Below are 25,804 nucleotides of genomic sequence, written 5' to 3' on the forward strand. Positions count from 1 at the left end.
TAAGGAAAGCGGCGCAGCCACGACATCGAGCTTGGCGAACCGCACACCTTAGCCGACTAGACTGACCGGGCCACTGGGGATGCCCGACCGCTCGATGGGAGTGTTGCGTTGCAGACGGCCTACCGTTGCTACCGGGCGGCGATGGTGGCCGTGCTGGTGTCCTTCCTGGCCATGCCCGCCCACGCGGGAGCCGACGACAGGGTCCCGATGGGTGGTGGGGCCGGCATCGTCATCAACGGGGACACCATGTGCACCCTGACGACGATCGGCACCGACGCGGCCGGCGACATGATCGGCTTCACCTCCGCGCACTGCGGCGGTCCTGGCGCGCAGGTCGCCGCCGAGGCCGCGCAGAACCGGGGCACGCTGGGCGTCATGGTCGCGGGCAACGACGTCCTCGACTACGCGGTGATCAAGTTCGATCCCGCCAAGGTGGCTCCGGTGGCCAACTACAACGGGTTTGTGATCAGCGGCATCGGCCCGGACCCGGCCTTCGGTCAGATCGCCTGCAAACAGGGCCGCACGACCGGCAACTCCTGCGGCGTCACCTGGGGGCCGGGCCAGGACCCCGGCACCATCGTCATGCAGGTGTGCGGCCAGCCGGGTGACTCCGGCGCGCCGGTGACCGTCAACAACCTGCTGGTCGGAATGATTCACGGAGCGTTCAGCGACAACCTGCCGTCGTGCATCATCAAGTACATCCCGCTGCACACCCCGGCGGTGGTGATGTCGATCAACGCCGACCTCGCCGACATCAACGCCAAGCACCGGCCCGGCGCCGGATTCGTGCCGCTGCCGGGCTGACGGGTCCTACTTCCCGGCCCTGATCGCGTCGAACACGCCGGGATCCAGCAGCGTCGAGGTGTCGCCCAACTCGCGGTTCTCGGCGACGTCGCGCAGCAGCCTGCGCATGATCTTGCCGCTGCGGGTCTTGGGCAGTTCCGGCACGACGTGGACCTCGCGCGGCTTGGCGATGGGCGAGATCTCCCGCGCGACTTCCACGCGCAGCTCGTCGACGATCCCGTCGTGCACCTCGAAGTCGGCGCACAGCACGACGAACGCGCAGATCGCCTGGCCGGTGGTTTCGTCCGTCATGCCGACAACGGCCGCCTCGGCCACCGCGACGTGACCGACCAGCGCGGACTCCACCTCGGCGGTCGAGAGCCGATGCCCCGACACGTTCATGACGTCGTCGATGCGGCCAACGACCCAGATGGCGCCGTCGGAGTCGTAATAGGCGCTGTCGCCGGCGAAATACCAGCCCTGCTCCGCGAATCGGGACCAGTAGGTCTCGACGTACCGGTCCGGGTCGCCCCAGATGCCGCGCAGCATCGCCGGCCACGGCTGGTCCAGGACCAGGTAGCCGCTGGCGTGCTCGCCCTTGGCATCCGCCGGTGGGATCTCGTCGCCGTGGTCGTCGACGATCTTGGCCGAGATGCCCGGCAGCGGCCGCATCGCCGAGCCCGGCTTGGCCGCGGCCACCCCGGGCAGCGGGGTGATCATCGCGGCGCCCGTTTCGGTCTGCCACCACGTGTCGACGATGGGCAGGCGCTCGGCGCCGATCACCTTGCGGTACCAGCGCCACGCCTCGGGGTTGATCGGCTCGCCGACCGTCCCTAGTAGGCGCAGGCTGGACAGGTCGTGCGCGTCGGGGATCTCGCGCCCCCACTTCATGAACGTGCGGATGAGGGTGGGTGCGGTGTAATAGATTGTCACGCCGTACTTTTCGATGATCTCGAAATGCCGGTGCTGGGTGGGGGAGTCGGGCGTGCCCTCGTAGAGGACCTCGGTGACGCCGTTGGACAGCGGACCGTAGACGCCGTAGGTGTGTCCGGTCACCCAGCCGATGTCGGCGGTGCACCAGAAGACGTCCGTTTCGGGCTTGATGTCGAAGACGTAGTAGTGCGTGTAGGAGCACTGAGTCAGGTAACCGCCGCTGGTGTGGACGATGCCCTTCGGCTTGCCGGTGGTGCCGGAGGTGTACAGCAGGAACAACGGCTGCTCGGCGTCGAACGGCTGCGGGGTGTGTTCGGGCGACGCGGCGTCGACGACGTCATGCCACCACAGATCGCGATCGTCGTTCCAGGACACGTCAATTCCGGTGCGCCGCACCACCAGAACGCGCTCGATGGGACTGTCGGAATCGCCCGCGTTTTCAATGGCCTCGTCGGCCGCGTCCTTCAGCGGCGCGGGCTTGCCGCGGCGGAACTGGCCGTCGGCGGTGATCAGCAGCTTGGCCTGGGCGTCGGCGATCCGCGCCCGCAGCGCCTTGGCGGTGAACCCGGCGAACACGACGCTGTGCATGATGCCCAGGCGCGCGCAGGCCAGCATCGCGATCACGGCCTCGGGGATCAACGGCAGGTAGATCGCGACGCGGTCGCCGGCGACCAGACCCAGGTCGGTCAGCGCGTTGGCCGCCTTGCACACCTCGGCCTGCAGATCGGAATAGGTGAGGTTGCGGCTGTCGCCTGGTTCGCCCTCCCAGTGGATCGCGACCCGATCCCCGTGGCCGGCCTCCACGTGGCGGTCGACGCAGTTGTAGGCGACGTTGAGCTTGCCGTCGGCGAACCACTTGGCGAACGGCGCCTGCGACCAGTCCAGCACCTCGGTGAATGGCGTCGCCCAGGTGAGCCGGTTGGCCTGCTTGGCCCAGAACGCCAGACGGTCCTCGTCCGCCTCGCGGTACAGCTCCTCACCGGCGTTGGCCTGCTCGACGAACTGCGGCGGCGGCGGATACGACGACGGGCCCTCGGTGTGGGTGGCGGTCACTGGTTTCCTCCTAATGTCGAGGCGCGTCAACCGTCAGTGAGCCTAGACCTTGGAGGTGAAAAGCCGCTCGCCAATCCCGGGTCAAACGTGCCGCGCCGGCGGATAATCACCGGTGTGCCGAGACCGCGCGGGTGCCTCTGCCACCGACTTCATGGCGGCGGCCGGCCACGCCCGGCTACGCGGCGCTTGCGATCGCCGCGGTTCACCAGCTTCGCCGTGGCCGCAACGGGTTACGCGGCTACCACCCTGCTGGCACCCACCGCGTGGGCCGAGCCGGCCGACATCCTCGACCAGCCGGCGCCCTGCTGGTCGGACCAGGTCGCCGTCAGCTCGTCCCCGACGCAGGGCGCCGCGGGCCACCGCGGGCTGACGCTGATGTTCACCCTCGCCGGCGGCGCGGATCCCTGCACCCTCACCGGTTATCCGGGGGTCGACTCGGGTAGCGGCGGGCCGCCCCTCCACGCTCAGCCCACGCCCCGCGGGTACATGGGCGGCCTGCCGGCCGGAGTCGATGCGCCGCCGAGCGTCACCCTGTCGCTGTCGACGCAGGGCCACGCGATCGTCGAGGGCCTGGGCTTCGACGCCGACGGCAACGCGTGCCCGACCTACACCGACCTGGCCGTCAGCCCGCCCGACATCATCCAGGTCTTCATCGTGCCCGCCACCATCGACGCCTGCCGACTGGAGGTTCACCCCGTCATCGCCGGCTGATGGCGCGCTGGTCAGGAGGCGGTCGGCGTCAGGCAGTAGACGCGCGGCGGTGCGGGGTAGGCGATGGCCTTGTCGCCCGGCGGGCATCGCGTTGCGTCCGTGCTGCCATCGATGCGCTGGAGGACTTTGGTCTGCGGAGCTCGTGGCACCTTGCAGTCGCCCAGCGTCATCGTCAAGGTCTCGGCGCCGTTGGTCAGCTGGTAGCACTTGCCCTGCTTGAGATTGAGCGCAAAGCACAGGATCGTGTAGTTGTCGGTGTACCGGTTGTAAATCGAGCCATCCCTTTTGCCGTCCGGGCAGGTGTCCTTGGGACCGCCCCGGAAGGCGAGTTCAAAGGTATTCGCCGGGTTGGCGCAGGAGTTTTCCGGGTTTGAACTGAAACGCGTTGCCAGAAAGGTGTTTTGGTCGACGCACTGGCCTACCCGCATGGACTTGTCGGTGTCGAACGGGCTCGGGTAGTACGCCGTCACCAGGTTTCCCGCGATTCCCAGCCCGCCCACGTTCAGCAATACGACACCGACGACGATCAGCCGGGTGGCAGGCGCACCGTTTCGGCGCCGCCGCGCGCGCAGCCCGGCGATCAGACAGACCAATCCGACAGCGCCGACGCCGAACAACGCGATCAGATACCACAGCTGAACAGCGAGTTCGTGCGACGCCACGGCGCCATCCTAGCCGCGGCACCCCGCGCGGCCACCCGCCGTCGGTTTCACCGGCGCGCGCCGCTTCGCCGCGCTCGCGATCGCCGCTAGGGTCGCTGGCATGCGTCCGATCCGGGCCGCGCTGGCCGTCCTCGCCGCCGGGGCGCTGGCGGCCGGGTCGCTGTCGGCCTGCGGCGGCGGCTTCTTGAGCCCCGATCTCGTACTGGTCAACGGCGGGGAACCGCCGTATCCACTGGTCCCGACCAGCACCAACGACAGCAACGGCGGCCGGATCATCGACCGGCTCTTCGCCGGGCTGGTGTCCTACGACGCCGCCGGACACCCCACAAACGAGGTGGCCCAGTCGATCGAGACGACCGACAACGTCAACTACCGCGTCGTCCTCAAACCGGGCTGGAAATTCACCGACGGCTCGCCGGTCACCGCCCACTCGTTCGTCGACGCGTGGAACTACGGGGCCCTGAGCACCAATGCCCAACTGCAGCAAAGCTTTTTCAGCCCGATCGACGGGTTCGACGAGGTCGCCGGCAGTGACGCAAAGCGAAGCACCATGTCCGGGCTGCGCGTGGTCAGCGACCTCGAGTTCAGTGTGCGGCTCAAGTCGCCGACCATCGACTTCGTGTTGCGGTTGGGCCACAGCGCGTTCTATCCGTTGCCGGACGCCGCATTTCGCGACATGGCCGCATTCGGCCGCAACCCTTTTGGCGACGGTCCTTACCGGCTCGCCGACAGCCCCGACGGGCCGGCCTGGGAGCACAACGTCAAGATCGACTTGCGGCCCAACCCCGATTACCACGGCAACCGGAGACCGCACAACAAGGGCCTGCGGTTCGAGTTCTACGCCAATCTCGACACCGCCTACGCCGACTTGCTCTCCGGCAATCTCGATGTGCTGGACACGATTCCGCCGAGCGCGCTGCCGGTCTACAAGCGCGACCTGGGTGGCAATTTCACCAGCGGGCCGGTGGCCGTCAAGCACAGCCTCGACACCCCGCTGCGGCTACCGCATTTCGGCGGCGAGGAGGGCCGCCTGCGCAGGCTTGCGCTGTCGGCCGCCGTCAACCGCGAACAAATCTGTCAGCGGATCTTCATGGGCACCCGCACACCGTCGCGCGATTTCACCGCGCGGTCGCTGCCCGGGTTCGACCCGAACCTGCCGGGCAACGACGTCCTGAATTTCGATCCCGATCGCGCGCGCCAACTCTGGGCGCAAGCCAACGCCATCTCTGCATGGGGTGGCCAATACGCCATCGCCTACAACGCCGACGCCGGAAACCAGGAGTGGGTGGACGCGGTGGCCAACAGCATCAAGAACGTGCTGGGCATCGACGCCGTCGGCGCCCCACAGCCGACGTTCGCCGGGTTTCGCACCGAGATCACCAATCACACCATCACGACAGCCTTTCGCGCCGCCTGGCAGGGCGACTACCCGTCCATGATCGAGTTCCTCGCCCCGCTGTTCGCCACCGGCGCGGGGTCCAACGACGTCGGGTACGCCAATCCCGAATTCGACGCGGCGCTGGCGGCTGCCGAGGCCGCGCCGGACATCCCGCAGGCGAACGCGTTGGTCAACTCCGCGCAGCGAATCCTGTTCCACGACATGCCCGTTGTGCCGCTATGGGACAACATCGGCGTGGTGGGGTGGTCGACGGAGGTCAACAATGTCACGGTCACCTGGAACGGCCTGCCCGACTACGAGAACATCGTGAAGGGCTGAGATGGGTTGGTACATCGCGCGCCGGATCGCCATCATGGTGCCGGTCTTCCTGGGCGCCACGCTGCTGATCTACGGCATGGTCTTCCTGCTGCCCGGCGATCCGGTCGCGGCGATGGCGGGGGACCGGCCGCTGACCCCCGCGGTGGCCGCCGCGCTGCGCGCCCGCTACCACCTCGACGATCCGTTCATCCTGCAATACCTGCGCTATCTGGGCGGCATCCTGCGCGGCGACCTGGGGCGCTCCTATTCCGGGCTGCCGGTCAGCGCCGTACTGGCCCACGCCTTTCCGGTCACCATTCGGCTGGCGCTGATCGCGGTGGCGGTGGAAACGGTGTTCGGGATCGGCTTCGGCGTGGTCGCCGGCCTGCGCGAGGGTGGCATCTTCGATTCCACGGTGCTGATCGCCGGCCTGGTCATCATCGCCATCCCGATCTTCGTCCTGGGCTTCATCGCGCAATTCGTGTTCGGTGTCCGGCTGGGACTCGCGCCCGTCACCGTCGGCGAGAGGGCGACCTTCGCGCGGCTGCTGCTGCCCGGGATCGTGCTGGGCGCAGTCTCCTTCGCGTACGTCGTCCGGCTGACCCGATCCGCCGTGGCCGCCAACGCGCACGCCGACTACGTCCGCACCGCGGCCGCCAAGGGGCTCTCGCGGCGACGGGTCGTGACGGTGCACATCCTGCGCAACTCGCTGATCCCGGTGGTGACATTCCTCGGCGCCGACCTCGGGTCGCTGATGGGCGGGGCCATCGTGACCGAGGGCATCTTCAACATCCACGGCGTCGGCGGCGTCTTGTATCAGGCCGTCACCAGGCAGGAGGCGCCGACCGTCGTCTCGATCGTCACGGTGCTGGTGGTCATCTACCTGGTCGCCAACTTGGCGGTGGACCTGCTGTACGCCGCCCTCGATCCCCGGATCCGCTATGGCTGAACGCAGCGCCGTTCGCCACGGCTTCTGGCGCGACACCTGGCGCAAGCTGCGCCGGCGGCCGAAGTTCGTCGTCGCCGCCGCGCTGATCGCGCTGATCGTCGTCGTCGCGTTGTTCCCCGCGCTGTTCACCGGCATCGACCCCGCCTACGCCGATCCGAGCCAGAGCCTGCTGCCGCCGTCGGCCGCGCACTGGTTCGGCACCGATCTGCAGGGCCACGACATTTACGCGCGAACCGTGTACGGGGCGCGGGCCTCGCTGACCGTCGGGCTCGGCGCCACCCTGCTCGTGTTCGTCGTCGGCGGGGCGCTGGGCGCGCTGGCCGGCTTCTACGGGGGCTGGGTGGACGCGGTCGTGTCGCGCATCACCGACGTGTTCTTCGGGCTGCCCCTGCTGCTGGCCGCGATCGTGATCATGGGCGTCATGCACCACCGCCGGGTGTGGACGGTGGTCGCCATCCTCGCGCTGTTCGGCTGGCCGCAGGTCGCCAGGGTTGCGCGCGGTGCGGTGCTCGAGGTGCGCGCCAGCGACTATGTCGTCGCGGCGAAAGCCCTGGGGCTGACGGACTTTCAGACCCTGATCCGGCACGTGCTGCCCAACGCGCTGGGCCCGGTCTTCGCGGTGTGCACGCTGGCCTTCGGCGTGTTCATCGTCACCGAGGCGTCGCTGTCCTACCTCGGCGTCGGCCTGCCGGCGTCGGTGGTGTCCTGGGGCGGCGATATCAACCTGGCGCAGAGCCGGCTGCGGTCGGGCTCGCCGATCCTGTTCTATCCGGCCGGCGCGCTGGCGATTACGGTGCTCGCGTTCATGATGATGGGCGATGCGCTGCGCGACGCCCTGGACCCCGGCTCGCGGGCGCGGCGCGCATGAGCACCCCGGAGGCGCCGCTGCTGTCGGTCGAGGGGCTGGAAGTCAGGTTCGGCGGCCATCCGCCCGCGGTGTGCGGCGTGGACCTGACCGTGCGGCGCGGCCAAACCGTCGCGGTGGTCGGGGAATCGGGATCGGGGAAATCGACGACGGCCGCCGCGATCCTCGGGCTGCTGCCGCCAGGGGGGCGAATTTCCGCCGGCCGCATCGTTTTCGACGGGCGCGACATCACCGGGGCAGACCGCCGGCTGCTGCTGTCCATCCGGGGACGCGCCATCGGCTACGTCCCCCAGGATCCGATGACCAACCTCAACCCGGTCTGGAAGGTCGGGTTTCAGGTCCGGGAAGCGTTGCGGGCCAACACCGCTACCCGCGACGCGCGACGACGCGCGCTCGAGCTGCTCGCCGAGGCGGGCATGCCGGATCCGGCCCGGCAGGCCGCCCGGTATCCCCATCAGCTGTCGGGCGGGATGTGTCAACGGGCGCTGATCGCCATCGGCCTGGCCGGGCGGCCGAAGCTGCTCATCGCCGACGAGCCGACGTCCGCGCTCGACGTCACCGTGCAACGGCAGGTGCTGGACCATCTGCAGGGGCTCACGGCCGAACTCGGAACCGCGCTGCTGTTGATCACCCACGACCTGGCGCTGGCCGCCGAACGGGCCGAGTCGGTGGTCGTCGTCCATCGCGGTCTGGTGGTGGAATCCGGTGCGGCGCAGGAAATCCTGCAGCGGCCGCGACACGAATACACCCAACGATTGGTGGCGGCCGCCCCGTCGCTGGCGCCGAGCAGGTCACGGCCCAGCGCGAGCGCGCCGAACGGGCGGTCGGACGACATACTCGTCGTCTCCGGGCTGACCAAGGTCTACCGCGAGTCGCACGGGGCGCCATGGCGCCGCACCGAATTCCGCGCCGTCGACGACGTGTCGTTTCGGCTGCGGCGGGGGAGCACGTTGGCGATCGCGGGAGAGTCGGGTTCGGGAAAATCGACGCTGGCGCGGATGGTGCTGGGTCTGCTGTCACCCACTTCCGGCACGGTGGTCTTCGACGGGACCCCGATCGACCACTCGATGGACCGCGAGCGGGCCCTGGCGTTTCGCCGGCGGGTGCAGCCGGTGTTCCAGAACCCTTACAGCAGTTTGGATCCCAGGTATTCGGTGTTCCGGGCCGTCGAGGAGCCGTTGCGGATCCACCGCGTGGGCGACCGCAAGCAGCGCGAGCGCGCCGTGCGCGAGCTCGTCGACCACGTGGCGCTGCCGCCCTCGGTTCTGGGGCGGCTGCCGCGCGAACTGTCGGGTGGCCAACGGCAGCGGGTCGCGATCGCTCGGGCGCTGGCGCTGCGACCCGACGTCCTGGTGTGCGACGAGGCCGTCTCGGCGCTCGACGTGCTGGTGCAGGCGCAGATACTGGACCTGCTGGCCGACCTGCAGGCCGAATTGGGGCTGACGTACCTGTTCATCAGCCATGACCTGGCGGTGATCCGCCAGATCGCCGACGACGTCCTGGTGATGCGCGCCGGCCGGGTGGTGGAACAGGCGCCCACCGAGGAGCTGTTCACCCGGCCCGCCCACGACTACACGCGCCGGTTGTTGGAGGCCATCCCCAGGCCGTCCTGAGACCGGCCGGAAGGCCGCGGCGCCGCCCCGATAGGTTGCAAGCCGTGACGTCCGACCCGTTGGCCCCGCTGCTGGAGCTACCCGGCGTCGCCGAGGCCAGCGACCGGGCCCGCGACGCGCTGGGTCGCGCCCACCGCCATCCGGCGAACCTGCGGCGGTGGCCGGTGACCGCCGCCGAAGCGGCGCTGCGGGCCGCGCGCGCCTCGTCGGTGCTCGACGGCGGTCCGGTGCGGCTGGATGACCTCGCCGAGGCCGCATCGCCCAACAAGGGCATCAGCGACCCGGTGTTCGGCGGGGCGCTGCGGGTGGCGCAGGAGCTCGAGGGTGGGGGCGGGCCTCTGATCGGAATCTGGCAGCGGGCGCCGTTGCAGGCGCTGGCCCGCCTGCACGCGCTCGCGGCGGCCGACCAGGTCGATGACGATCGGCTGGGCCGCCCCCGGGCCGACGCCGAGGTGGGGCCTCGGCTGGAGTTGCTGGGGGAGTTGGTGACCGGGCGCACGTCGGCTCCGGCGCCGGTGGTGGCCGCGGTCGCGCACGGGGAGTTGCTGACGCTCAAGCCGTTTGGCAGCGCGGACGGCGTCGTGGCCCGCGCGGTGTCGCGGCTCGTGACGATCGCCAGCGGGCTTGACCCACACGGGTTGGGTGTGCCCGAGGTGAGCTGGATGCGTCAGCCTGCCGACTATCGCGATGCCGCGGAGGGATTCGCCGAGGGCACACCGGGCGGTGTTGGCGCCTGGGTGGTGCTGTGTTGCCGGTCGCTGCAAGCCGGTGCGCAGGAGGCTTTGTCGATCGCCGAGTCGCTCGCGAATCGGTAGCCGAGAGGCCTCGAACCGGCGCCAAAGAATTTGTTTCACAAATGTAAAGCGGGCGACGTTCCGAAATATTCGGTCCGCCGCCCGCTAGCACGGAACTCGGTTACCAAGCGTGCATTTCTGGGCTACGTGGGTTGGCCTCGGCGATCTTGCGACGCTTCCGGTTGCAACCCCACCCAAAGGGCTGTCGATACCTTCCACTTTTCGCAATTACGCAGGCCCGCAACACTTCTGCCATTATCGCGGCTATGACTCCGCGTGGGTGCCGGGTTCCATGCTGGGCGCCCGACTCGGGAGAACGATCCTTCTCTTCCGGATCGACCTAGGCCTCACCGGGCTTCCGTGGTTCCTTTGTACTACTAGACCCGAACCACATCAAGGCCCAAATGCGAAGCAAAAATGTATTGCGCGAATGGCATGTTTGCTGTCACGCCTAAAAGGCGTAGCGGCGCAGCAATGAGTAGGTGACTGCCCCTGCGGCGAGCGCTGTGACGCCCACCGCGGCGGTGGTCGCGATCGCCGCGCCCGACGGAGCGGGGATCCGGTCGCGCAGCGATACCGGGCGGGAAAACATCAACACGGGCCAGCCGCGCTCGACCGCCTCTTTGCGCAAAGCCCGGTCCGGATTGACCACGCTCGGGTGTCCGACGATCTCGAGCATGGGCAGATCGGTGATCGAGTCGGAGTAGGCGTAGCAGTGCTCGAGGGGATAGCCCTCGCGCGCGGCCAGCTCGCGGATCGCTTGCACCTTGCCTTCGCCGTAGCAGTAGAACGCGATCTCCCCGGTGTACTTGCCGTCATCGACCACCATCCGGGTCGCCATCGCGTGCGTGGCGCCGAGCGCCCGGGCGATGGGGGCCACGATTTCCTCGCCGGACGCCGAGACCACGACGACGTCGCGGCCGCACAGCTTGTGCGCGGCGATGAGGTCCGCGGCTTCGGCGAACACCAGCGGGGTCACGATGTCGTGCAGCGTTTCGTTGACGATCGACTTGACCTGTTCCACGTCCCAACCGGCGACCATGTTGGTCATGTGCAGGCGCATCCGGTCCATCTGGTCATGATCAGCACCGGAGAGCAGATAGATGAACTGGGCGTAGCTGGACTTGAGCACCGCGCGGCGGTTGAGCAGTCCCTGGTTGAAAAAGGGTTTGCTGAAAGCCAGCGTGCTGGACTTGGCGATGATGGTCTTGTCGAGGTCGAAGAAGGCGGCGGTACGGGCGTGCGGACCGGTAGTTGCAGCTGTTTCCAGTGAGGTTTGCTGCCGTGCGGCCGAGTCGGATACGGTCACCGATCCAGCATAGGTCGGTCGTCCGGCGGCGCCGGGGAGTTAGGGCGAAAACAGCCGCTCATCGCGCCTCAAAGAACATACCGTCGGTATTTTTGCGGCTCAACGCGCTTTTCGCCGGAACAACTACTTGCGTTAGTGCGGACTGTCATGTGTATAGTAAGCATTACTCGGCCTGAGCCGAGGGTGCATCAGCCCGACCCCCCGGGGCTGATACACGACGACCCTCGCCTCCTCCCCCCCTGGCGGGGGTCGTCCCTTTTCTCGGGTAAGTTTTCCCGCCCGCTCGGGCGTCGTCCCGCCGCCCGCCGCGCGTTGCGGGAAAGGCACCTTCGCGCCCGCCGGCGAGCCCGGCGGCGCGGCGTTTGTACACACTGGCGTCTCTATCCACAAATCCGGCTTTGGGACTGGTGTGCCAAGGTCACGGCCCTGCAGGGTGGGTGGATGACCAGCACTACGGGTGCCAGAGCGGCGGGATCCTCGGCCGTGTTGGCGATGGTGACCGACCCGGAACTGCGCGACGAGACGGACCGGGTGGCCGCGGCGGTCGGCGTTCGGGTGGTTCATGTCGGCGCCTCCGCGGTGAGCCGCAAGACGTGGTCGGCGGCCGCGGCGGTGGTGCTGGACGAGGCGGCGGCGCAGCGATGCGGGCAGCTGGGCCTGCCGCGGCGCACCCACGTCAGCGTCGTGGCCCCCGCGCCGCCCGAGACGGCGACCTGGGCGGCGGCCGTCGCCGTCGGCGCCGAACGCGTGCTGACGCTGCCCGGGCACGAACGCGAATTGATCCGCGTGCTCGCCGAGGCCGGCGAATCGGCGCGCGACGACGGGCCGCGGGGCCGGGTCGTCGCCGTGGTCGGGGGTTGCGGTGGGGCCGGCGCGTCCTCGTTCGCGGCCGCCGTGGCCCATGCCGCCGGCGATGCGCTCCTGGTGGACCTCGACCCGTGGGGCGGCGGCATCGATTTGCTGATGGGTGGCGAGAGCGCGCCCGGCCTGCGGTGGCCCGATCTGGCGTTGGAGGGCGGCCGGCTGAACTGGTCGGCGGTCCGCGAGGCGCTGCCGCGACACCGCGGCATCAGCGTGCTCTCCGGGGCCCGCCACGGCTACGAGCTTGGCGGCGCGCCGGTGGACGCCGTGGTCGATGCCGGGCGCCGCGGTGGAGCCGCCGTCGTCTGCGACCTTCCGCGCCGTCTCACCGATGCGACGCAAGCCGCGCTGGACGCCGCCGATCTCGTCGTGGTGGTCAGCCGCTGCGACGTGCGGGCGTGCGCGGCGACCGCGGCCATGGCACCCGTGCTGGCCGGGGCGAACCCCAATCTCGGGCTCGTCGTGCGCGGCCCGTCGCCCGGGGGTCTGCGGGCGACCGAAGTCGCCGACATCGCGGGCCTGCCGCTCGTCGCGTCCATCAAAGCTCAGCCGCAACTCGCCCGGCAGTCCGAACACGGTGGCCTGCGGCTGGGCCGGCGCGGTCCCCTCCTGGTGGCGGCCCGCCGGGTGCTGGCCGTGTTGCCGTCGGCCGGCGCGGCGCCGAACGGCAGGGCGGCGTGAGTGGCTCACTGATCGAACGGGTGCGCGAGCGGCTGGCGTCCGAGGCCGCCCCGCTGCGTCCCGGCGTGGTGGCAGCCGCGATCCGCGCCGAGTCCGGCGGAATGCTCGGCGACACCGAGGTCCTGGCCAATCTCCGGGTGTTGGAAACCGAACTCACCGGAGCCGGCATCCTCGAACCGTTGTTGTGCGCCGACGGCACCAGCGACGTGTTGGTCACCGCGCCCGACGCCGTATGGGTCGACGACGGAAACGGGCTGCGGCGCACCGACATTCGATTCGCCGACGAGGCCGCGGTGCGGCGGTTGGCGCAGCGGCTGGCGTTGGCCGCCGGTCGGCGTCTCGACGACGCCCAGCCCTGGGTGGACGGCCAGCTCACCGGAATCGGTTCGGGCGGTTTCGCGGTGCGGCTGCACGCGGTGTTACCGCCGATCGCGGCCGGCGGCACCTGCATTTCATTGCGGGTATTGCGGCCGGCCACACAGGACCTGACCGCCCTCACCGCGGCCGGCGCGATCGACCCGCGGGCCAACGCGTTGCTCGCCGACATCATCGCCGCCCGGCTGGCCTTCCTCGTGTGCGGCGGCACCGGGGCCGGCAAGACGACGTTGCTGGCGGCGATGCTGGCCGCCGTGCCGCCCACCGAGCGGATCGTGTGCGTCGAGGACGCCGCCGAGCTGGCGCCCCGGCATCCGCATCTGGTCAAGCTGGTCGCCAGGTGCGCCAACGTCGAGGGCGTCGGCGAGGTTCCGCTGCGCGAGCTCGTCCGGCAGGCGCTGCGGATGCGGCCCGACCGCATCGTCGTCGGCGAGGTCAGGGGAGCCGAGGTGGTCGACCTGCTGGCGGCGCTCAATACCGGCCACGACGGCGGCGCGGGCACCGTGCATGCCAACAGGCCCGGCGAGGTGCCCGCCCGGCTGGAGGCACTGGGCGCCCTCGGCGGCCTCGGCCGGGCGGCGCTGCACAGCCAGCTCGCCGCCGCGGTTCAGGTGCTGCTGCACGTCGCGCGGGACCGGGCGGGGCGGCGCCGACTCGCCGAGATAGCCGTGCTGCGCCACGTCGACGGCCGGGTCCGCGCGGTCACCGCATGGGTCGCGGGCCGGGGGCTGACCGACGACGCGGGCGAGCTGCATCGCCTGCTGCGGAGCCGGGGCCCGGCGTGAATGGCCTCGCGATCGCCGCCCTGCTGTTATCCCTTGCGCTGCTGGCTCTTCCGCCGCCACCGCGGCACCGGCTGGCGAGCCCGGCGCGGGTTCGCCGGAGGGACGCCGTCCGCCGCGGGGCGTCCTACCTCGCCGCCTGCGCCTTCGTGGCCGCCGCCGTCCTGCTGCCGGCGACGGCGGTGCTCGCGGCCGCGGTGGTGGGCGCGACCGCGGGCCTGCGCTATCGCCGTCGCCGCCGCGCCCGGCGCGCCGCCCACGAGGGCGCGAACCTGGAAGCTGCCCTCGATGTGCTGGTCGGCGAGTTGCGCGTGGGCGCCCATCCGGTGCGCGCGTTCCACGTCGCCGCCGGGGAAAGCGTCGGGGCGGTTGCCGCGTCGTTGCGCGCGGTCGCGGCGCGGGCCAGACTGGGCGCCGACGTCACGGCCGGCCTGCGCGCCGCGTCGCGCTCGTCGAGCCTGCCGGCGCAATGGGATCGACTGGCTGTGTGCTGGCAGCTGGCCAGCGAGCACGGGCTCGCGATAGCTACGCTGATGCACGCCGCACAGCGCGATATCGAGGAGCGGCAACGCTTTTCGGCGCGCGTCACCTCGAGCATGGCCGGAGCGCGGTCCACCGCAACGATACTGGCCGGCCTGCCGGTGCTCGGCGTCCTGCTGGGCCAGCTGATCGGGGCTCGGCCGCTGAGCTTTCTGCTCGGCGGGCACATCGGCGGCTGGCTGCTGGTCGTCGGCTCGGCCCTGGCCTGCGCCGGCCTGTTGTGGTCGGATCGCATCACCGATCGGCTCGGGACTTGAACGCGGCCGCGGCGATGCTGGCCGCCGCGCTGTGGGTCGGCCCCGGCCCGTCGGTGGTGCGGGCGCGCGCGGGGCTTCCGTCCCGCGCTCGTCGCCGGCGGCAGGCGGTCTCCGTGCGGCCGCGACAGGACCAAGACCCGCTGGCGGTGGCGGCCAGCCTCGATGTGCTGGCCGTGTGCCTGGAGGCGGGCATGGCGGTGTCGACGGCCGCGGCGGCGACCGCCCCGTCCGCACCACCGCAGCTGGCCGGGGTGTTGCGCCGCGCCGCCGATCTGCTGGCGCTGGGCGCGGATCCCGCTGTGGCATGGTCGGTTCCGCGGGATCAGTCGGCCGGCGAGCCCGGCGCACACATCGACGCGCTGCTGCGGCTGGCGCGGCGTTCGGCGTCCTCCGGCTCGGCCCTGGCCCGCGGCGTCGCCGAGCTGGCCGACCAATCCCGCCAGGACGCCGCGCATGCCGCCACGGCGGCCGCCGAACGGGCCGGGGTTCTGATCGCCGGACCGCTGGGTCTGTGCTTCCTTCCGGCGTTCGTGTGCCTGGGCATCGTGCCGGTGGTGGCGGGGCTGGCCGGGGATGTCTTGCAATCGGGCCTGCTGTGAAACGAAAGGAAGGCATTGATGGCCAACATGTTCCGCGTCTTGCTGGCGCGCCTCGCCGTGCTGGCGACCGACGAGTCGGGGATGTCGACCGTCGAATACGCGATCGGCACCATAGCCGCGGCCGCGTTCGGCGCGATCCTCTACACCGTCGTGACGGGCGATTCCATCGTCTCGGCGTTGACCAACATCATCGGTCGCGCGCTCAACACCAAGGTCTAGCGAGCTGTGCCGGGTCGAGCACCGTCGAGGCGGCGCTGGCGATCGCCGCGCTGGTCGTGGTGCTGGTGCTCTGCCTGGCCGGCGTCACCGCGGTGTCGATGCAGGTGCGCTGCGTCGACGCCGCCCGCGAGGCGGCCCGGCTGGCCGCGCGCGGCGACGAACGGTCGGCGCTCGACGCCGCCCGCCGCGTCGCTCCGGCCGGCGCGCGGGTGCAGCTGCGCCGGGACGGCGACTTCCTCATGGCCACGGTCGTCGCCCGGTCAAAGCTCTTGCCGTCCTTGGACATTCAGGCCCGGGCGGTCGCGGCGGCCGAGCCCGGGCGATGATCGCGGCTCGGCGAGCGTGCTCGCCGCGGCGATGGTGGTGGTGCTGCTGTCGGTCACCGGGGCGGGCGCCTATGTCGGCTCGGCGGTGCTGGCGCGCCATCGTGCGCAGGCCGCGGCCGACCTGGCCGCGCTGGCCGGTGCGGCGCGGCTGCCGGCCGGAGCCGCGGCGGCCTGCGACCGTGCGACGGCGGTCGCGCGCGAGATGCGCGTCAATGACGCGCGATGCGAGGTGGACGAGCTCGACGTCGTCGTCGCCGTCCGGGTGGCCGTCGCGCTGGGCGGCGCGGCGCGGGCCGCCGCGCGGGCGGGCCCCGCCGCTTAGGCCAGTCCCGCGGCGGCGAGTTCCTCGTCGGTCGGCAACCGCAGCGAGACCAGTCCGACGAAGGTGTCCGGTTCCAGCTCCACCTTGTTGACGGTGACGTGCACCGGAACCCACTCGTCGTTGTGTCCCCGCATGCGCAATACCCGACTGGTCGGGCCGTCGACGAATTCCTTTGTCATAGTGGCTTTTAGGTGTTCGTCGTCGGGGTGGACCTTGGGCCTGTCCGTCTTGTGGCCGCGCCAGTCGTAGAACGTGCAGGGGTCGTCGAGCCACTTCAGCAGGGCCCAGTTGTCGAGATCGACGAGCGCCCGGTGAACCCCGGCCTGGGCCAATCCGTTCAGGATCCGTTGCGCCAGATCGTCGGTGGAAACCACCGGGCCCTTGAGGACCGACCGCCAGTTCATCGCCCGGGCGATCAGGTGGTCGCGGCCGTCCGGGCCCGGCTCCAATAAGGTGCGCGCGACGAAACCGATCCGGATCGGTTTGCCCTGCCAGTCGTTGACATCCCATGTGCTGCAGATCGTTTGGTCGGGCTTGGCCCGTACCGCCATGGCAAGCACTTTGGCTTCGTTCGGATTGAGTTCGCGCGACGGCAGGTCTTCCGCAAAGGCCCTGCCCAAGGTCACTTCGACGTCGGGATTCTTGCCGCTGTTGGCCAGCGATTCGGTGGTATCGGTGGCCACACCGAGGGTCAGGTCCCACTTCAGCGGCCCGGGGACGGGCCGTTGGGACGGTTCGCCGTCGGCGGGGCCGGTCCAGATGTGGACGCCGTGGACGCGGCCGTCGGACATCACCACCGGTTCGGTGCGGATGACGCGGTCGCGCTTGGTGGTGATGCTGGTCAGGCTCTGGCCAGTCTGGACGGACTCGGCGATCGCGGTCCGGACGGCCGCGAGGTGGGGGCTGCGGCGCAGGAAGGTGGTGATCGGTACGAGGTTTTTGAGTTGCCGTCCCTGTGCCACTACGGCGGGTTCGCCCCCGAGCGTCTCCACGAGCAACCAGTCGTGGGCCATGCGGCCGATTTTACGGCGGCCGGCGGCTGCGATGGGGCCCGGGTGCGGTTGGTCGTGAAGTGTCATTTGCCCACGTCTTCGCGGTGCGCGGTGGTATGTTGGCATTTCTTCAGCAGTGAGGAAACACGTGTTCTGGCGGCGCCTGTCAGACGCGGGTTGTTGGGGGTCGGCCGTTGAGGGGTCGGTCGCCATCCCGAGACGGTCAGCGCATGTCGCGACCCAGCTCCGCGAGCACCAGGCGCAGCACCCTTATCGCCCCCGCCTTGTCCAGCGGGTCGTTGCCGTTGCCGCATTTGGGCGACTGCACGCACGACGGGCAACCGTTCGGGCATTCGCACGCTTCGATCGCCGCGGCCGTGGCGCCCAGCCAGGTGCGGGCCCGGTGGAAGCCCCGTTCGGCGAAACCCGCCCCGCCCGGGTAGCCGTCGTAGACGAACACGGTGGGCAGCCCCTCCGGACCGATCGCGGTGGACAGCCCGCCGATGTCACCGCGGTCGCAGCTGGCCACCAGGGGCAGCAGCCCGATGGCGGCGTGCTCGGCGGCGTGCAACGAGCCGGGAACGCGCGGCGCCTCAATGCCGGTGCGCAACAAGGCATCCGGCTCGATCGTGTACATGGCGGCGGTGGTGGGCAGCACGTGCTCGGGCATATCCAGCTCGATGAAATCGATGACCTCCCCGGACAGCCGGCGCCGCAGGTAGCCCACCACCCGGTGGGTGACCCGAACCGGCACCAAGCCCAAACTGACGGGCCCGAACTCGCGGCGCTCGCCGGTCCCGGTGACCACGATGTCGGTGAGCTCGCGGGCGAACGTCGCGTAGCCGGGATCCTCGGCGTGGACGAACGCGATCCCGTCCTGGATGTCCAGGGAGTCGACGACGTAGGTCTCGCCCTGATGCAAATACACCGCTCCCGGATGGACCGAGGCCGGGGCCTGGTCCACCCCGGCGCTGCCCAGCAGCCGCCCGGTGTCCGCCTCCACGATGACGATCTGGCCGCCGGACGAGCCCCGAATGTCCACCGCGCCATGCGGTTGGATGCCCGCCGCGGGGAAGTACTTGTCGTTGCGCCGCCGCAGCAGCCCGTCGTCGATCAAGCCCTGCGCGACGTCGACGGCGCCGAAACTCCGCACCTCGGCCTCGTCGAGCGGCATCTCGGTCGCCGCGCAGAGCAGCTGCGGACCGAGGATGTAGGGGTTGCCGGGATCGATGACGACCCGCTCGACCGGCTTGCCCAGCAGCGCCGCCGGGTTGTGCACCAGGTACGTGTCCAAGGGGTCGTCGCGCGCGATCAGCACGACCAGCGCGCCCTGGCCCCGCCGCCCCGACCGGCCGGCCTGCTGCCAGAACGAGGCGACCGTCCCGGGGAAACCGGCGAGCACCACCGCGTCGAGGCCGGCGATGTCGACACCGAGCTCCAGCGCGTTGGTGGTCGCCAGGCCCCGCAGCCGGCCCTCGGCCAGAGCGCGCTCCAGCGCGCTGCGGTCCTCGGCGAGGTAGCCGGCCCGGTACGACGCGACCTTCGAAGACAGCTCCGGGGCGATGTCGTCGAGCCGCGCCCGCGTCGCCAGCGCGGTCAATTCCGCTGCGCGCCGCGACCGGACGAACGTCAGCGTTTGCGCCCCCTCGGCGATCAGGTCGGCCATCACGCGCGCCGCCTCGGCGCCGGCGGAGCGGCGCACCGGCGCGCCGTTCTCGCCGGTCAGGTCGGCCCGCAGCGCGGGCTCCCACAACGCCACGGTCCGGGCGCCTTGCGGCGAGCCGTCTTCGGTGACCTCCGCTACCGGGCGGCCGATGAGTTCGGCCGCCGTCGCACCCGGCGAATCGGTTGTCGCGCTGGCGAAAACGACCGTGGGCGCCGAGGAGTAGCGCTCGCACAGCCGCAACAACCGGCGCAGCACCATCGCCACGTTCGATCCGAAAACGCCACGGTAGTAATGGCATTCGTCGACGATGACGAATCGAAGGCCGCGCAACAGCACGGCCCAGCGGGCGTGGTTGCGCAGGATCGACAAGTGGATCATGTCCGGGTTGGAAAACAGCCATCGGGAGCGCTCGCGGGCGAAGCGGCGCACCTCGGCCGGGCTGTCGCCGTCGTAGGCGGTGGGCGCGACGTCGTGCAGCCGCGGAACGGCCGCGGTCAACGCGTGCGCGGCGCGCAACTGATCGTGACCCAGCGCCTTGGTCGGCGACAAGTACAGCACCCGGGCGCGCGGGTCCGTCGCGAGCGCGGTGAGGACGGGAAGCTGATAGGCCAGCGACTTGCCCGATGCGGTGCCGGTGCTGATGACCACGTGGCGGCCGGCGTGGGCCAGCTCCGCGGCCGCCGCCTGATGTGACCAGGGGTCATTGATGCCGCGTTGCGCGAAGGCGCGGACGACGTCGGGGTCGGCCCATTCGGGCCAGCTGTGCGGCCGGCCACTGCGCGCGGGCAACTCGGCGACGTGGCGCAGCGGACGCTCGTCCGGCGCGGTGCCGGCGAGCGCGACGGCCAGCAGGTCGGCGCCGAAACTGGCCACCTCACGCCCTCCAAGAATCAAGCCAAGAATCAGTCCTGGACACAAGTCTGTCGCCGACGCCATGAACATGGTTGACTATTTGCGGTCGCAGCTTCTGTGTTCGTGTCAAACTTTCGCAGGAACAACGTTGCGGCCGCGGTTCCTGCGAGGTTATCGGTCGGGTGAAGTTCCGGCGACTCAGCGAGGTATGGCGGTCGTACTCGGCCCGGGGCACCGAAAGGCGGTGCCCCGCATCCAAAAGAAAAGGAAAGATCGAGAGATGCCACAGGGAACTGTGAAGTGGTTCAACGCGGAGAAGGGTTTCGGGTTCATTGCGCCTGAAGACGGTTCCGCAGATGTTTTTGTCCACTACACGGAGATCCAGGGTTCGGGCTTCCGCACCCTCGAAGAAAACCAGAAGGTCGAGTTCGAGATCGGCCACAGCCCTAAGGGCCCCCAGGCCACCGGAGTCCGCTCCGTCTGAGACGAGCAGACTCTCCACGAGAGCCCCCCGCGCGACCCGCCTAGCGGTCCCGCCGGGGGGTTTTCATTCTGTCTGGACCCTGTCGGCAGTTGCCCAACCCGCCGCGCCGAATACCTGAAGACGCGGACGGACCACCTGGCCTACTGTCGGTGGCGTGAGCCAGCTTTCCTTCTTCACAGCGGAGTCGGTGCCGCCCGCGGTCGCCGATCTCTCCGGGGTGCTGGCGGCCTCAGGGCAGATCGTGCTGGTGGGCGCACCGTCGGAAAACCGCGGAGAGGGCGCCCGCCTTGCCCGCCTTTCGGTGGTCGTCGACCACGTTTGGCGGGCCTCGGCGCTGGCCGAGATGATCCGCGACGCGGGTCTGGTGGCCGAGATCGGCCGCACCGACGAGGACACCCCCTTGGTGCGGACGGAGGTGACCCCCTCCCTGGCGACGCTCGCCGCCGAATGGACACGCGGCGCGGTCAAGACGGTGCCCCCGCGATGGCTGCCCGGGCCGCGGGAGCTGCGGGCGTGGACGCTGGCGGCCGGCAACCCGGAGGGCGACCACTATCTGCTGGGCCTCGACCCGCACGCGCCCGACACCCATTCCCCGCTCGCGTCGGCGTTGATGCGGGTCGGAATTGCGCCCACGCTGATCGGCACCCGCGGCGGGCGCCCGGCGCTGCGGATCAGCGGCCGGCGCAGGCTATCGCGCCTGGTAGAGAACGTGGGGGAACCGCCGGACGGCGACGAGGCGTTGTCGCTGTGGCCCCGCGTCTAGCCGGGCTCGACCGCCAAAAATTTCGGCAGCCGGTTTGCGCAGGCCCGCCCGAGGGTGCGAAATTGTCAGATGCCCTGAAGGGCGAAGGAACGCTGGCGTATCTGATTTCACCGGAATTTCGGACGCTGGCCTGTCATTCTTCCTGCAGGGCGGTCTCGCAAGTGGGGCCGGGATAAGAGATGGAGCGTAAGCGCAGTTGGCTGACCCGAAGCTAAAAGACCGCGTCAGCGGCGGAAATGGCAGCCGTCGGCGGCTCGTGATTGTCGAGTCGCCCACCAAGGCGCGCAAACTGGCCGGCTACCTGGGCTCCAGCTACATCGTCGAGTCCTCGCGTGGCCACATCCGTGACCTGCCCCGCGCTGCGGCCGACGTGCCCGCGAAGTTCAAGTCCGAGCCGTGGGCCAGGCTCGGGGTCAACGTCGACGCCGACTTCGAGCCGCTCTACATCATCAGCCCGGAGAAGAAGCACACCGTCAGCGAGCTCAAGGGCCTGTTGAAGGACGTCGACGAGCTCTACCTGGCCACGGATGGTGACCGCGAGGGCGAAGCCATCGCCTGGCACCTGCTCGAAACGCTCAAGCCCAACATCCCGGTCAAGCGGATGGTGTTCCACGAGATCACCGAACCGGCGATCCTGGAGGCCGCGGAAAATCCCCGCGACCTCGACATCGACCTGGTCGACGCCCAGGAGACCCGCCGCATCCTGGACCGGCTGTACGGCTACGAGGTCAGCCCCGTGCTGTGGAAGAAGGTCGCGCCCAAGCTGTCGGCGGGCCGGGTCCAGTCGGTGGCCACCCGCATCATCGTGCAGCGCGAGCGCGACCGCATGGCCTTCCGCAGCGCGTCGTACTGGGACATCGTCGCCCAACTGGACGCCAGCGTGTCCGACCCGCAGGCCTCACCGCCGACCTTCACGGCCCGGCTGGCAGGCGTCAACGGCCTGCGCGTGGCCACCGGCCGCGATTTCGACTCGCTGGGCCAGCTGCGCAAGGCCGACGAGGTGGTGATCCTGGACGAGGCCGGCGCGACCCAGCTGGCGGCGGGATTGCGCGGCGCCCAGCTGTCGGTCGCCTCGGTGGAGGAAAAGCCCTACACCCGGCGCCCGTACGCGCCGTTCATGACGTCGACGCTGCAGCAGGAGGCCGGGCGCAAGTTGCGGTTCTCCTCCGAGCGCACGATGAGCATCGCGCAGCGCCTCTACGAGAACGGCTACATCACTTATATGCGTACCGACTCCACCACGCTGTCGGAGTCGGCGATCAACGCGGCGCGCACCCAGGCGCGGCAGCTGTACGGCGCGGAGTACGTGTCGCCCTCGCCGCGGCAGTACACCCGCAAGGTGAAGAACGCCCAGGAGGCGCACGAGGCGATCCGGCCGGCCGGTGAGACGTTCGCGACACCGGACGCGGTGCGCCGCGAGCTCGACGGTGACGAATTCCGGCTGTACGAACTGATTTGGCAGCGCACCGTCGCCTCGCAGATGGCCGACGCGCGCGGCACCACGCTGAGCCTGCGCATCGCGGGCACGGCGGGCGGTCCCGCCGGCGAGACGCCGGTGGTGTTCTCCGCGACCGGGCGCACCATCACGTTCGCCGGCTTCCTCAAGGCCTACGTGGAAACGGTGGACGAGCTGGCCGGCGGCGAGGCCGACGACGCCGAGCGGCGGCTGCCCCACCTCAGCGAGGGTCAGCGGCTCGAGGCCCTCGAGCTCACCCCGGACGGCCACGCCACCAACCCGCCGGCGCGCTACACCGAGGCGTCGCTGGTCAAGGCGCTCGAGGAGCTGGGCATCGGCCGGCCGTCGACGTACTCGTCGATCATCAAGACCATCCAGGACCGTGGTTACGTGTACAAGAAGGGCAGCGCGCTGGTGCCCTCGTGGGTCGCGTTCGCCGTCACCGGGCTGCTGGAACAGCATTTCGGCCGCCTCGTCGATTACGGCTTCACCGCGGCGATGGAAGACGAGCTCGACGCGATCGCGTCGGGCACCGAGCGACGCACCAACTGGCTCAACAACTTCTACTTCGGCGGCGACCACGGCGTGCCCGACTCGGTGGCCCGCTCCGGCGGCCTGAAGAAACTCGTCGGCGTCAACCTCGAGGGCATCGACGCGCGAGAAGTGAACTCCATCAGGGTGTTTGACGACGCTGAGGGTCGGCCCGTGTACGTCCGGGTGGGCAAGAACGGGCCCTACCTCGAGCGCATCGTGACCAACGACGAGGGCGAGCCCACCCCGCAGCGGGCCAACCTCAACGACTCGCTGACCCCCGACGAGCTGACCCTCGAGGTGGCCGAAGAGCTGTTCGCCACCCCGCAAGAGGGGCGCGTCCTGGGTGTCGATCCGCAAACCGGGCACGAGATCGTCGCCAAGGACGGCCGGTACGGGCCATACGTGACCGAGGTCCTGCCCCCGGAGCCCGACTCGGGCGACGGCGGCCCCGACAGCGGAGCGCCGGCGAAGAAGGGCAAAAAGCCGACCGGGCCCAAACCGCGGACCGGTTCGCTGCTGCGCAGCATGGATCTGCAGACGGTGACGCTCGAGGATGCGCTCAAGCTGCTGTCGCTGCCCCGCGTGGTCGGCGTGGATCCCGAGTCCGGTGAGGAGATCACCGCGCAGAACGGCCGCTACGGCCCATACCTGAAGCGCGGCAACGACTCTCGTTCGCTGTCGACCGAGGATCAGATCTTCGACATCACCCTCGACGAGGCGCTGAAGATTTACGCCGAGCCCAAACGCCGTGGCAGGCAAAGCGCTTCGGCGCCGCCGCTGCGCGAGTTGGGCGCCGATCCGGCGTCGGGCAAGCCGATGGTGATCAAGGACGGCCGATTCGGGCCGTACGTCACCGACGGCGAAACCAACGCCAGCCTGCGCAAGGGCGACGACGTGATGTCGATTACCGACGAGCGCGCCGCGGAGCTGCTGGCCGACCGGCGAGCCCGGGGCCCCGCCAAGCGGCCCGCGAAGAAATCGACCCGCAGGGCGCCGGCGAAGAAGGCCACCAAGCGCGCCTAGCCGCTGACTTCGCTCGAAACCTGTTCGCCGGCAACCTCTTCCGGGCTGGCCAGTTTCACCGGCCGCGCAAGCTGGGTGGGCGCCGCGCGCCCGCGCAGATACACCACCTCGCCGACGTCCCAGCACAGCGCCTCGGCGTCCAGCGCGCCGCTGACCGCGATCGCCGAGGCGAGCACGTGCCCGGCCTCGAGCTTGGCCAGCTCGGTGAGCCGGGCGGCCTCGTTGACCGGGTCGCCGATCACCGTGTACTCGAAGCGGGCCTGCGCGCCGATGTGGCCGGCGATGGCCCGGCCGGCCGACACCCCGATGCCGAACTCCGCCGACCCGATCACGGGGAGGATTTCGTCGTGCAGCTCGCGGGCGGCCGCCAGCGCGCCGCCCGAAGCGTCGGGGTGCTCGATCGGCGCACCGAAGATGGCCAGCGCCGCGTCGCCCTGGAACTTGTTGACGAACCCGCCGTGCCTGCCGACGGTGTCCACCACCACGCGGAAGAACTCGTTGAGCAGGTGAACCACCTCGGCGGGCGGCCGCGTCGCGGCCAACTGCGTGGAGCCGACCAGGTCCACGAACAGCACCGCGACGTCGCGCTCCTGCCCGCCCAGCTCGGTGCCGCGCTCCAGGGCGCGGCGGGCCACATCCTCGCCGACGTAGCGGCCGAACAGGTCGCGCAGCCGCTGCCGCTCGGACAGGTCGCGGACCATGTCGTTGAAGCCCGCCTGCAGCAGGCCCAGTTCGCTGGCGTCGTAGATCTGCATGTGCGCGTTGTAGTTTCCGCGCTGCACCTCCGACAGCGCCCAGCGCAGCTGGCGCAGCGGGTCGGCGATGGACATCGCCACCAGCAGCGTGCTGACCAGACCGACGCCGAGTGCCGCCAGCGCCAGCAGCAGGATGGGGTTGAACAGCTTCTCGGGCGTGGCGTGCAGCAGCGAGGTCTTGTCGGCCACCACGGCCAGCACGATCGCCAGCAGCGGCACGGCCGTGGACAGCATCCAGCTCAGCATCTGGCGCAGGATGACGCCGGGCGCCTTGACGTTCTCCGGCACGCCGCTGCGCAGGGCCGCGACCGCCACCGGGCGCAGCACCCGCTCGGACTGGAGGTAACCGATGATCGCCGTCGCGGCGGCGCCCAGCGCCGTGGCGACCGCCACGACGGGCGCGGTGTACTTGGCCACCGACCAGCTGGCGACGATGAACACCACGCCGCCGATGCACCACGCCACCCCGCTGGTGAGCGTCCGGTAGAACGGCATCCGCAGTGCGCGGCTGCGGGCCAGCTCGGTGTCGGCCGGATCGGCGTCGGCGAGCAGGTTGTCGCGGCGCTGCCAGCGGAACACCGGCAGCATCAGCCTGAGGTTGAACACGATCCCGGCCAGGAACAGGCTGATCACGACGCTGACGAAGACGGCCAGGTTGACCGGCGGGAGATCCTGCAGCTGGATGCGGTCCTGGGGTGGCAGCCCGTAGCGCAGGAAGCCCAGCACGAAAAGGCCGCCGATGATGTCGGCCTGCAGCATGCTCAGCGCGAACAGCGGCCACGGGGTACGCACCACCCACCGGACGAACGCGCCTATTCGCCCGGGCAGTGCTGCCTCGGTTGCCACCAATCCACCGTATCGGGCAGGGCCGACTTGGCGGAAAACATTAAGTATCTCGGCAAGTTGCCGGCACCTGCCCAAACGGGCGTCAGGTAACGGAATTGTCCCA

General features: G+C 70.1%; 23 protein-coding genes. 17 read left to right on the top strand and 6 right to left on the bottom strand.

Annotated elements, in window-relative coordinates; genetic code table 11:
- The first annotated feature begins 108 nt into the window (after positions 1-108).
- On the top strand, positions 109-804 hold the full coding sequence (locus tag AWB89_RS15740; protein WP_139830856.1) for a chymotrypsin family serine protease: 696 nt from the start codon (positions 109-111) through the stop codon (positions 802-804).
- Between the two features lie 6 nt (positions 805-810).
- On the opposite strand, the gene acs is transcribed toward AWB89_RS15740, so the two are convergent.
- Complete coding sequence (gene acs / locus AWB89_RS15745; protein WP_085103402.1) at positions 811-2,769, bottom strand: acetate--CoA ligase; 1,959 nt, start codon at positions 2,767-2,769, stop codon at positions 811-813.
- A 216-nt stretch (positions 2,770-2,985) separates the two neighbouring features.
- Here acs and AWB89_RS15750 point away from each other — a divergent pair, with 216 nt between their 5' ends.
- Complete coding sequence (locus tag AWB89_RS15750; protein WP_241520512.1) at positions 2,986-3,480, top strand: DUF4232 domain-containing protein; 495 nt, start codon at positions 2,986-2,988, stop codon at positions 3,478-3,480.
- 11 nt (positions 3,481-3,491) lie between these two features.
- Here AWB89_RS15750 and AWB89_RS15755 read toward each other — a convergent pair whose 3' ends face one another.
- The gene (locus tag AWB89_RS15755) at positions 3,492-4,142 is read right to left on the bottom strand and encodes an LppU/SCO3897 family protein (RefSeq protein WP_085174906.1); all 651 of its coding nucleotides are present in this window, start codon (positions 4,140-4,142) and stop codon (positions 3,492-3,494) included.
- A 100-nt stretch (positions 4,143-4,242) separates the two neighbouring features.
- On the opposite strand from AWB89_RS15755, the gene AWB89_RS15760 reads away from it, so the two are divergent.
- The 5 genes from AWB89_RS15760 to AWB89_RS15780 are packed head-to-tail and all read left to right on the top strand — an operon-like array spanning position 4,243 to position 10,080.
- Positions 4,243-5,859 carry a peptide ABC transporter substrate-binding protein gene (locus AWB89_RS15760; RefSeq protein ID WP_085174908.1) on the top strand — a complete coding sequence of 539 codons (1,617 nt, stop codon included), beginning with the start codon at positions 4,243-4,245 and terminating at the stop codon, positions 5,857-5,859.
- 1 nt (position 5,860) lies between these two features.
- On the top strand, positions 5,861-6,787 hold the full coding sequence (locus AWB89_RS15765; protein ID WP_085103396.1) for an ABC transporter permease: 927 nt from the start codon (positions 5,861-5,863) through the stop codon (positions 6,785-6,787).
- Positions 6,780-7,655: an ABC transporter permease gene (locus AWB89_RS15770; protein ID WP_085174910.1), complete on the top strand. Its 876-nt coding sequence runs from the start codon at positions 6,780-6,782 to the stop codon at positions 7,653-7,655. Before AWB89_RS15765 ends, AWB89_RS15770 begins: the two co-directional genes overlap by 8 nt.
- Positions 7,652-9,265, top strand: coding sequence for a dipeptide ABC transporter ATP-binding protein (locus AWB89_RS15775; protein WP_085174912.1), 1,614 nt, complete (start codon positions 7,652-7,654; stop codon positions 9,263-9,265). Before AWB89_RS15770 ends, AWB89_RS15775 begins: the two co-directional genes overlap by 4 nt.
- 44 nt (positions 9,266-9,309) lie before the next feature.
- Positions 9,310-10,080: an oxidoreductase gene (locus tag AWB89_RS15780; protein WP_085103390.1), complete on the top strand. Its 771-nt coding sequence runs from the start codon at positions 9,310-9,312 to the stop codon at positions 10,078-10,080.
- Positions 10,081-10,510: 430 nt separating this feature from the next.
- On the opposite strand, the gene AWB89_RS15790 is transcribed toward AWB89_RS15780, so the two are convergent.
- Positions 10,511-11,368, bottom strand: coding sequence for an HAD-IB family hydrolase (locus AWB89_RS15790; RefSeq protein ID WP_085174914.1), 858 nt, complete (start codon positions 11,366-11,368; stop codon positions 10,511-10,513).
- A 492-nt stretch (positions 11,369-11,860) separates the two neighbouring features.
- Here AWB89_RS15790 and ssd point away from each other — a divergent pair, with 492 nt between their 5' ends.
- Genes ssd through AWB89_RS15830 form a run of 7 tightly spaced genes read left to right on the top strand, consistent with a single transcriptional unit; the run spans position 11,861 to position 16,330 of the window.
- Positions 11,861-12,910 (top strand): septum site-determining protein Ssd, encoded by a 1,050-nt coding sequence (gene ssd / locus AWB89_RS15800; RefSeq protein WP_085174969.1) that lies wholly within the window; start codon positions 11,861-11,863, stop codon positions 12,908-12,910.
- The gene (locus tag AWB89_RS15805; protein WP_085174918.1) at positions 12,907-14,070 is read left to right on the top strand and encodes a TadA family conjugal transfer-associated ATPase; all 1,164 of its coding nucleotides are present in this window, start codon (positions 12,907-12,909) and stop codon (positions 14,068-14,070) included. The genes ssd and AWB89_RS15805 overlap by 4 nt, the downstream gene beginning before the upstream one ends.
- The gene (locus AWB89_RS15810) at positions 14,067-14,864 is read left to right on the top strand and encodes a type II secretion system F family protein (protein WP_085174920.1); all 798 of its coding nucleotides are present in this window, start codon (positions 14,067-14,069) and stop codon (positions 14,862-14,864) included. The genes AWB89_RS15805 and AWB89_RS15810 overlap by 4 nt, the downstream gene beginning before the upstream one ends.
- Positions 14,861-15,463 carry a type II secretion system F family protein gene (locus AWB89_RS15815; RefSeq protein ID WP_193791365.1) on the top strand — a complete coding sequence of 201 codons (603 nt, stop codon included), beginning with the start codon at positions 14,861-14,863 and terminating at the stop codon, positions 15,461-15,463. Before AWB89_RS15810 ends, AWB89_RS15815 begins: the two co-directional genes overlap by 4 nt.
- A gap of 18 nt (positions 15,464-15,481) precedes the next feature.
- On the top strand, positions 15,482-15,682 hold the full coding sequence (locus tag AWB89_RS15820; RefSeq protein ID WP_085103380.1) for a DUF4244 domain-containing protein: 201 nt from the start codon (positions 15,482-15,484) through the stop codon (positions 15,680-15,682).
- Between the two features lie 35 nt (positions 15,683-15,717).
- Entirely contained in the window at positions 15,718-16,008 is a 291-nt protein-coding gene (locus tag AWB89_RS15825) for a TadE family type IV pilus minor pilin (RefSeq protein WP_139830862.1), read from the top strand.
- A 16-nt stretch (positions 16,009-16,024) separates the two neighbouring features.
- Positions 16,025-16,330: an Rv3654c family TadE-like protein gene (locus tag AWB89_RS15830; RefSeq protein WP_085174922.1), complete on the top strand. Its 306-nt coding sequence runs from the start codon at positions 16,025-16,027 to the stop codon at positions 16,328-16,330.
- Here AWB89_RS15830 and AWB89_RS15835 read toward each other — a convergent pair.
- Together AWB89_RS15835 and AWB89_RS15840 are read right to left on the bottom strand one after the other, a co-directional pair.
- Positions 16,327-17,343 carry a PAS domain-containing protein gene (locus AWB89_RS15835; protein WP_085174923.1) on the bottom strand — a complete coding sequence of 339 codons (1,017 nt, stop codon included), beginning with the start codon at positions 17,341-17,343 and terminating at the stop codon, positions 16,327-16,329. The two genes, AWB89_RS15830 and AWB89_RS15835, sit on opposite strands and share 4 nt — an antisense overlap.
- Positions 17,344-17,545: 202 nt before the next feature.
- Positions 17,546-19,861 (bottom strand): DEAD/DEAH box helicase, encoded by a 2,316-nt coding sequence (locus AWB89_RS15840; protein WP_085174925.1) that lies wholly within the window; start codon positions 19,859-19,861, stop codon positions 17,546-17,548.
- Positions 19,862-20,120: 259 nt separating this feature from the next.
- On the opposite strand from AWB89_RS15840, the gene cspA reads away from it, so the two are divergent.
- The 3 genes from cspA to topA all read left to right on the top strand — a co-directional run bounded on the left by cspA (position 20,121) and on the right by topA (position 24,100).
- A complete protein-coding gene (gene cspA / locus AWB89_RS15845; RefSeq protein ID WP_007166602.1) occupies positions 20,121-20,324 on the top strand; it encodes a cold shock protein CspA in 204 nt (67 codons plus the stop codon).
- Positions 20,325-20,478: 154 nt separating this feature from the next.
- Positions 20,479-21,087 (top strand): hypothetical protein, encoded by a 609-nt coding sequence (locus AWB89_RS15850; RefSeq protein ID WP_085174927.1) that lies wholly within the window; start codon positions 20,479-20,481, stop codon positions 21,085-21,087.
- Between the two features lie 196 nt (positions 21,088-21,283).
- A complete protein-coding gene (gene topA, locus AWB89_RS15855) occupies positions 21,284-24,100 on the top strand; it encodes a type I DNA topoisomerase (RefSeq protein WP_085174929.1) in 2,817 nt (938 codons plus the stop codon).
- On the opposite strand, the gene AWB89_RS15860 is transcribed toward topA, so the two are convergent.
- On the bottom strand, positions 24,097-25,776 hold the full coding sequence (locus tag AWB89_RS15860; RefSeq protein ID WP_276073405.1) for an adenylate/guanylate cyclase domain-containing protein: 1,680 nt from the start codon (positions 25,774-25,776) through the stop codon (positions 24,097-24,099). The genes topA and AWB89_RS15860 overlap by 4 nt on opposite strands.
- Positions 25,777-25,804 lie beyond the last annotated feature (28 nt).

This window comes from Mycobacterium paraense, from assembly GCF_002101815.1.
In the GTDB taxonomy this organism is placed as follows: Bacteria; Actinomycetota; Actinomycetes; order Mycobacteriales; family Mycobacteriaceae; genus Mycobacterium; species Mycobacterium paraense.

What these genes read in the sequence shown, in the direction of transcription:
- AWB89_RS15770 (WP_085174910.1), top strand. Translation starts at nt 6,780, where the DNA reads ATGGCTGAACGCAGCGCCGTTCGCCACGGCTTCTGGCGCGACACCTGG.
- AWB89_RS15765 (WP_085103396.1), top strand. Translation starts at nt 5,861, where the DNA reads ATGGGTTGGTACATCGCGCGCCGGATCGCCATCATGGTGCCGGTCTTC.
- AWB89_RS15820 (WP_085103380.1), top strand. Translation starts at nt 15,482, where the DNA reads ATGGCCAACATGTTCCGCGTCTTGCTGGCGCGCCTCGCCGTGCTGGCG.
- AWB89_RS15835 (WP_085174923.1), bottom strand. Translation starts at nt 17,343, where the DNA reads ATGGCCCACGACTGGTTGCTCGTGGAGACGCTCGGGGGCGAACCCGCC.
- ssd (WP_085174969.1), top strand. Translation starts at nt 11,861, where the DNA reads ATGGTGACCGACCCGGAACTGCGCGACGAGACGGACCGGGTGGCCGCG.
- AWB89_RS15775 (WP_085174912.1), top strand. Translation starts at nt 7,652, where the DNA reads ATGAGCACCCCGGAGGCGCCGCTGCTGTCGGTCGAGGGGCTGGAAGTC.
- cspA (WP_007166602.1), top strand. Translation starts at nt 20,121, where the DNA reads ATGCCACAGGGAACTGTGAAGTGGTTCAACGCGGAGAAGGGTTTCGGG.
- AWB89_RS15760 (WP_085174908.1), top strand. Translation starts at nt 4,243, where the DNA reads ATGCGTCCGATCCGGGCCGCGCTGGCCGTCCTCGCCGCCGGGGCGCTG.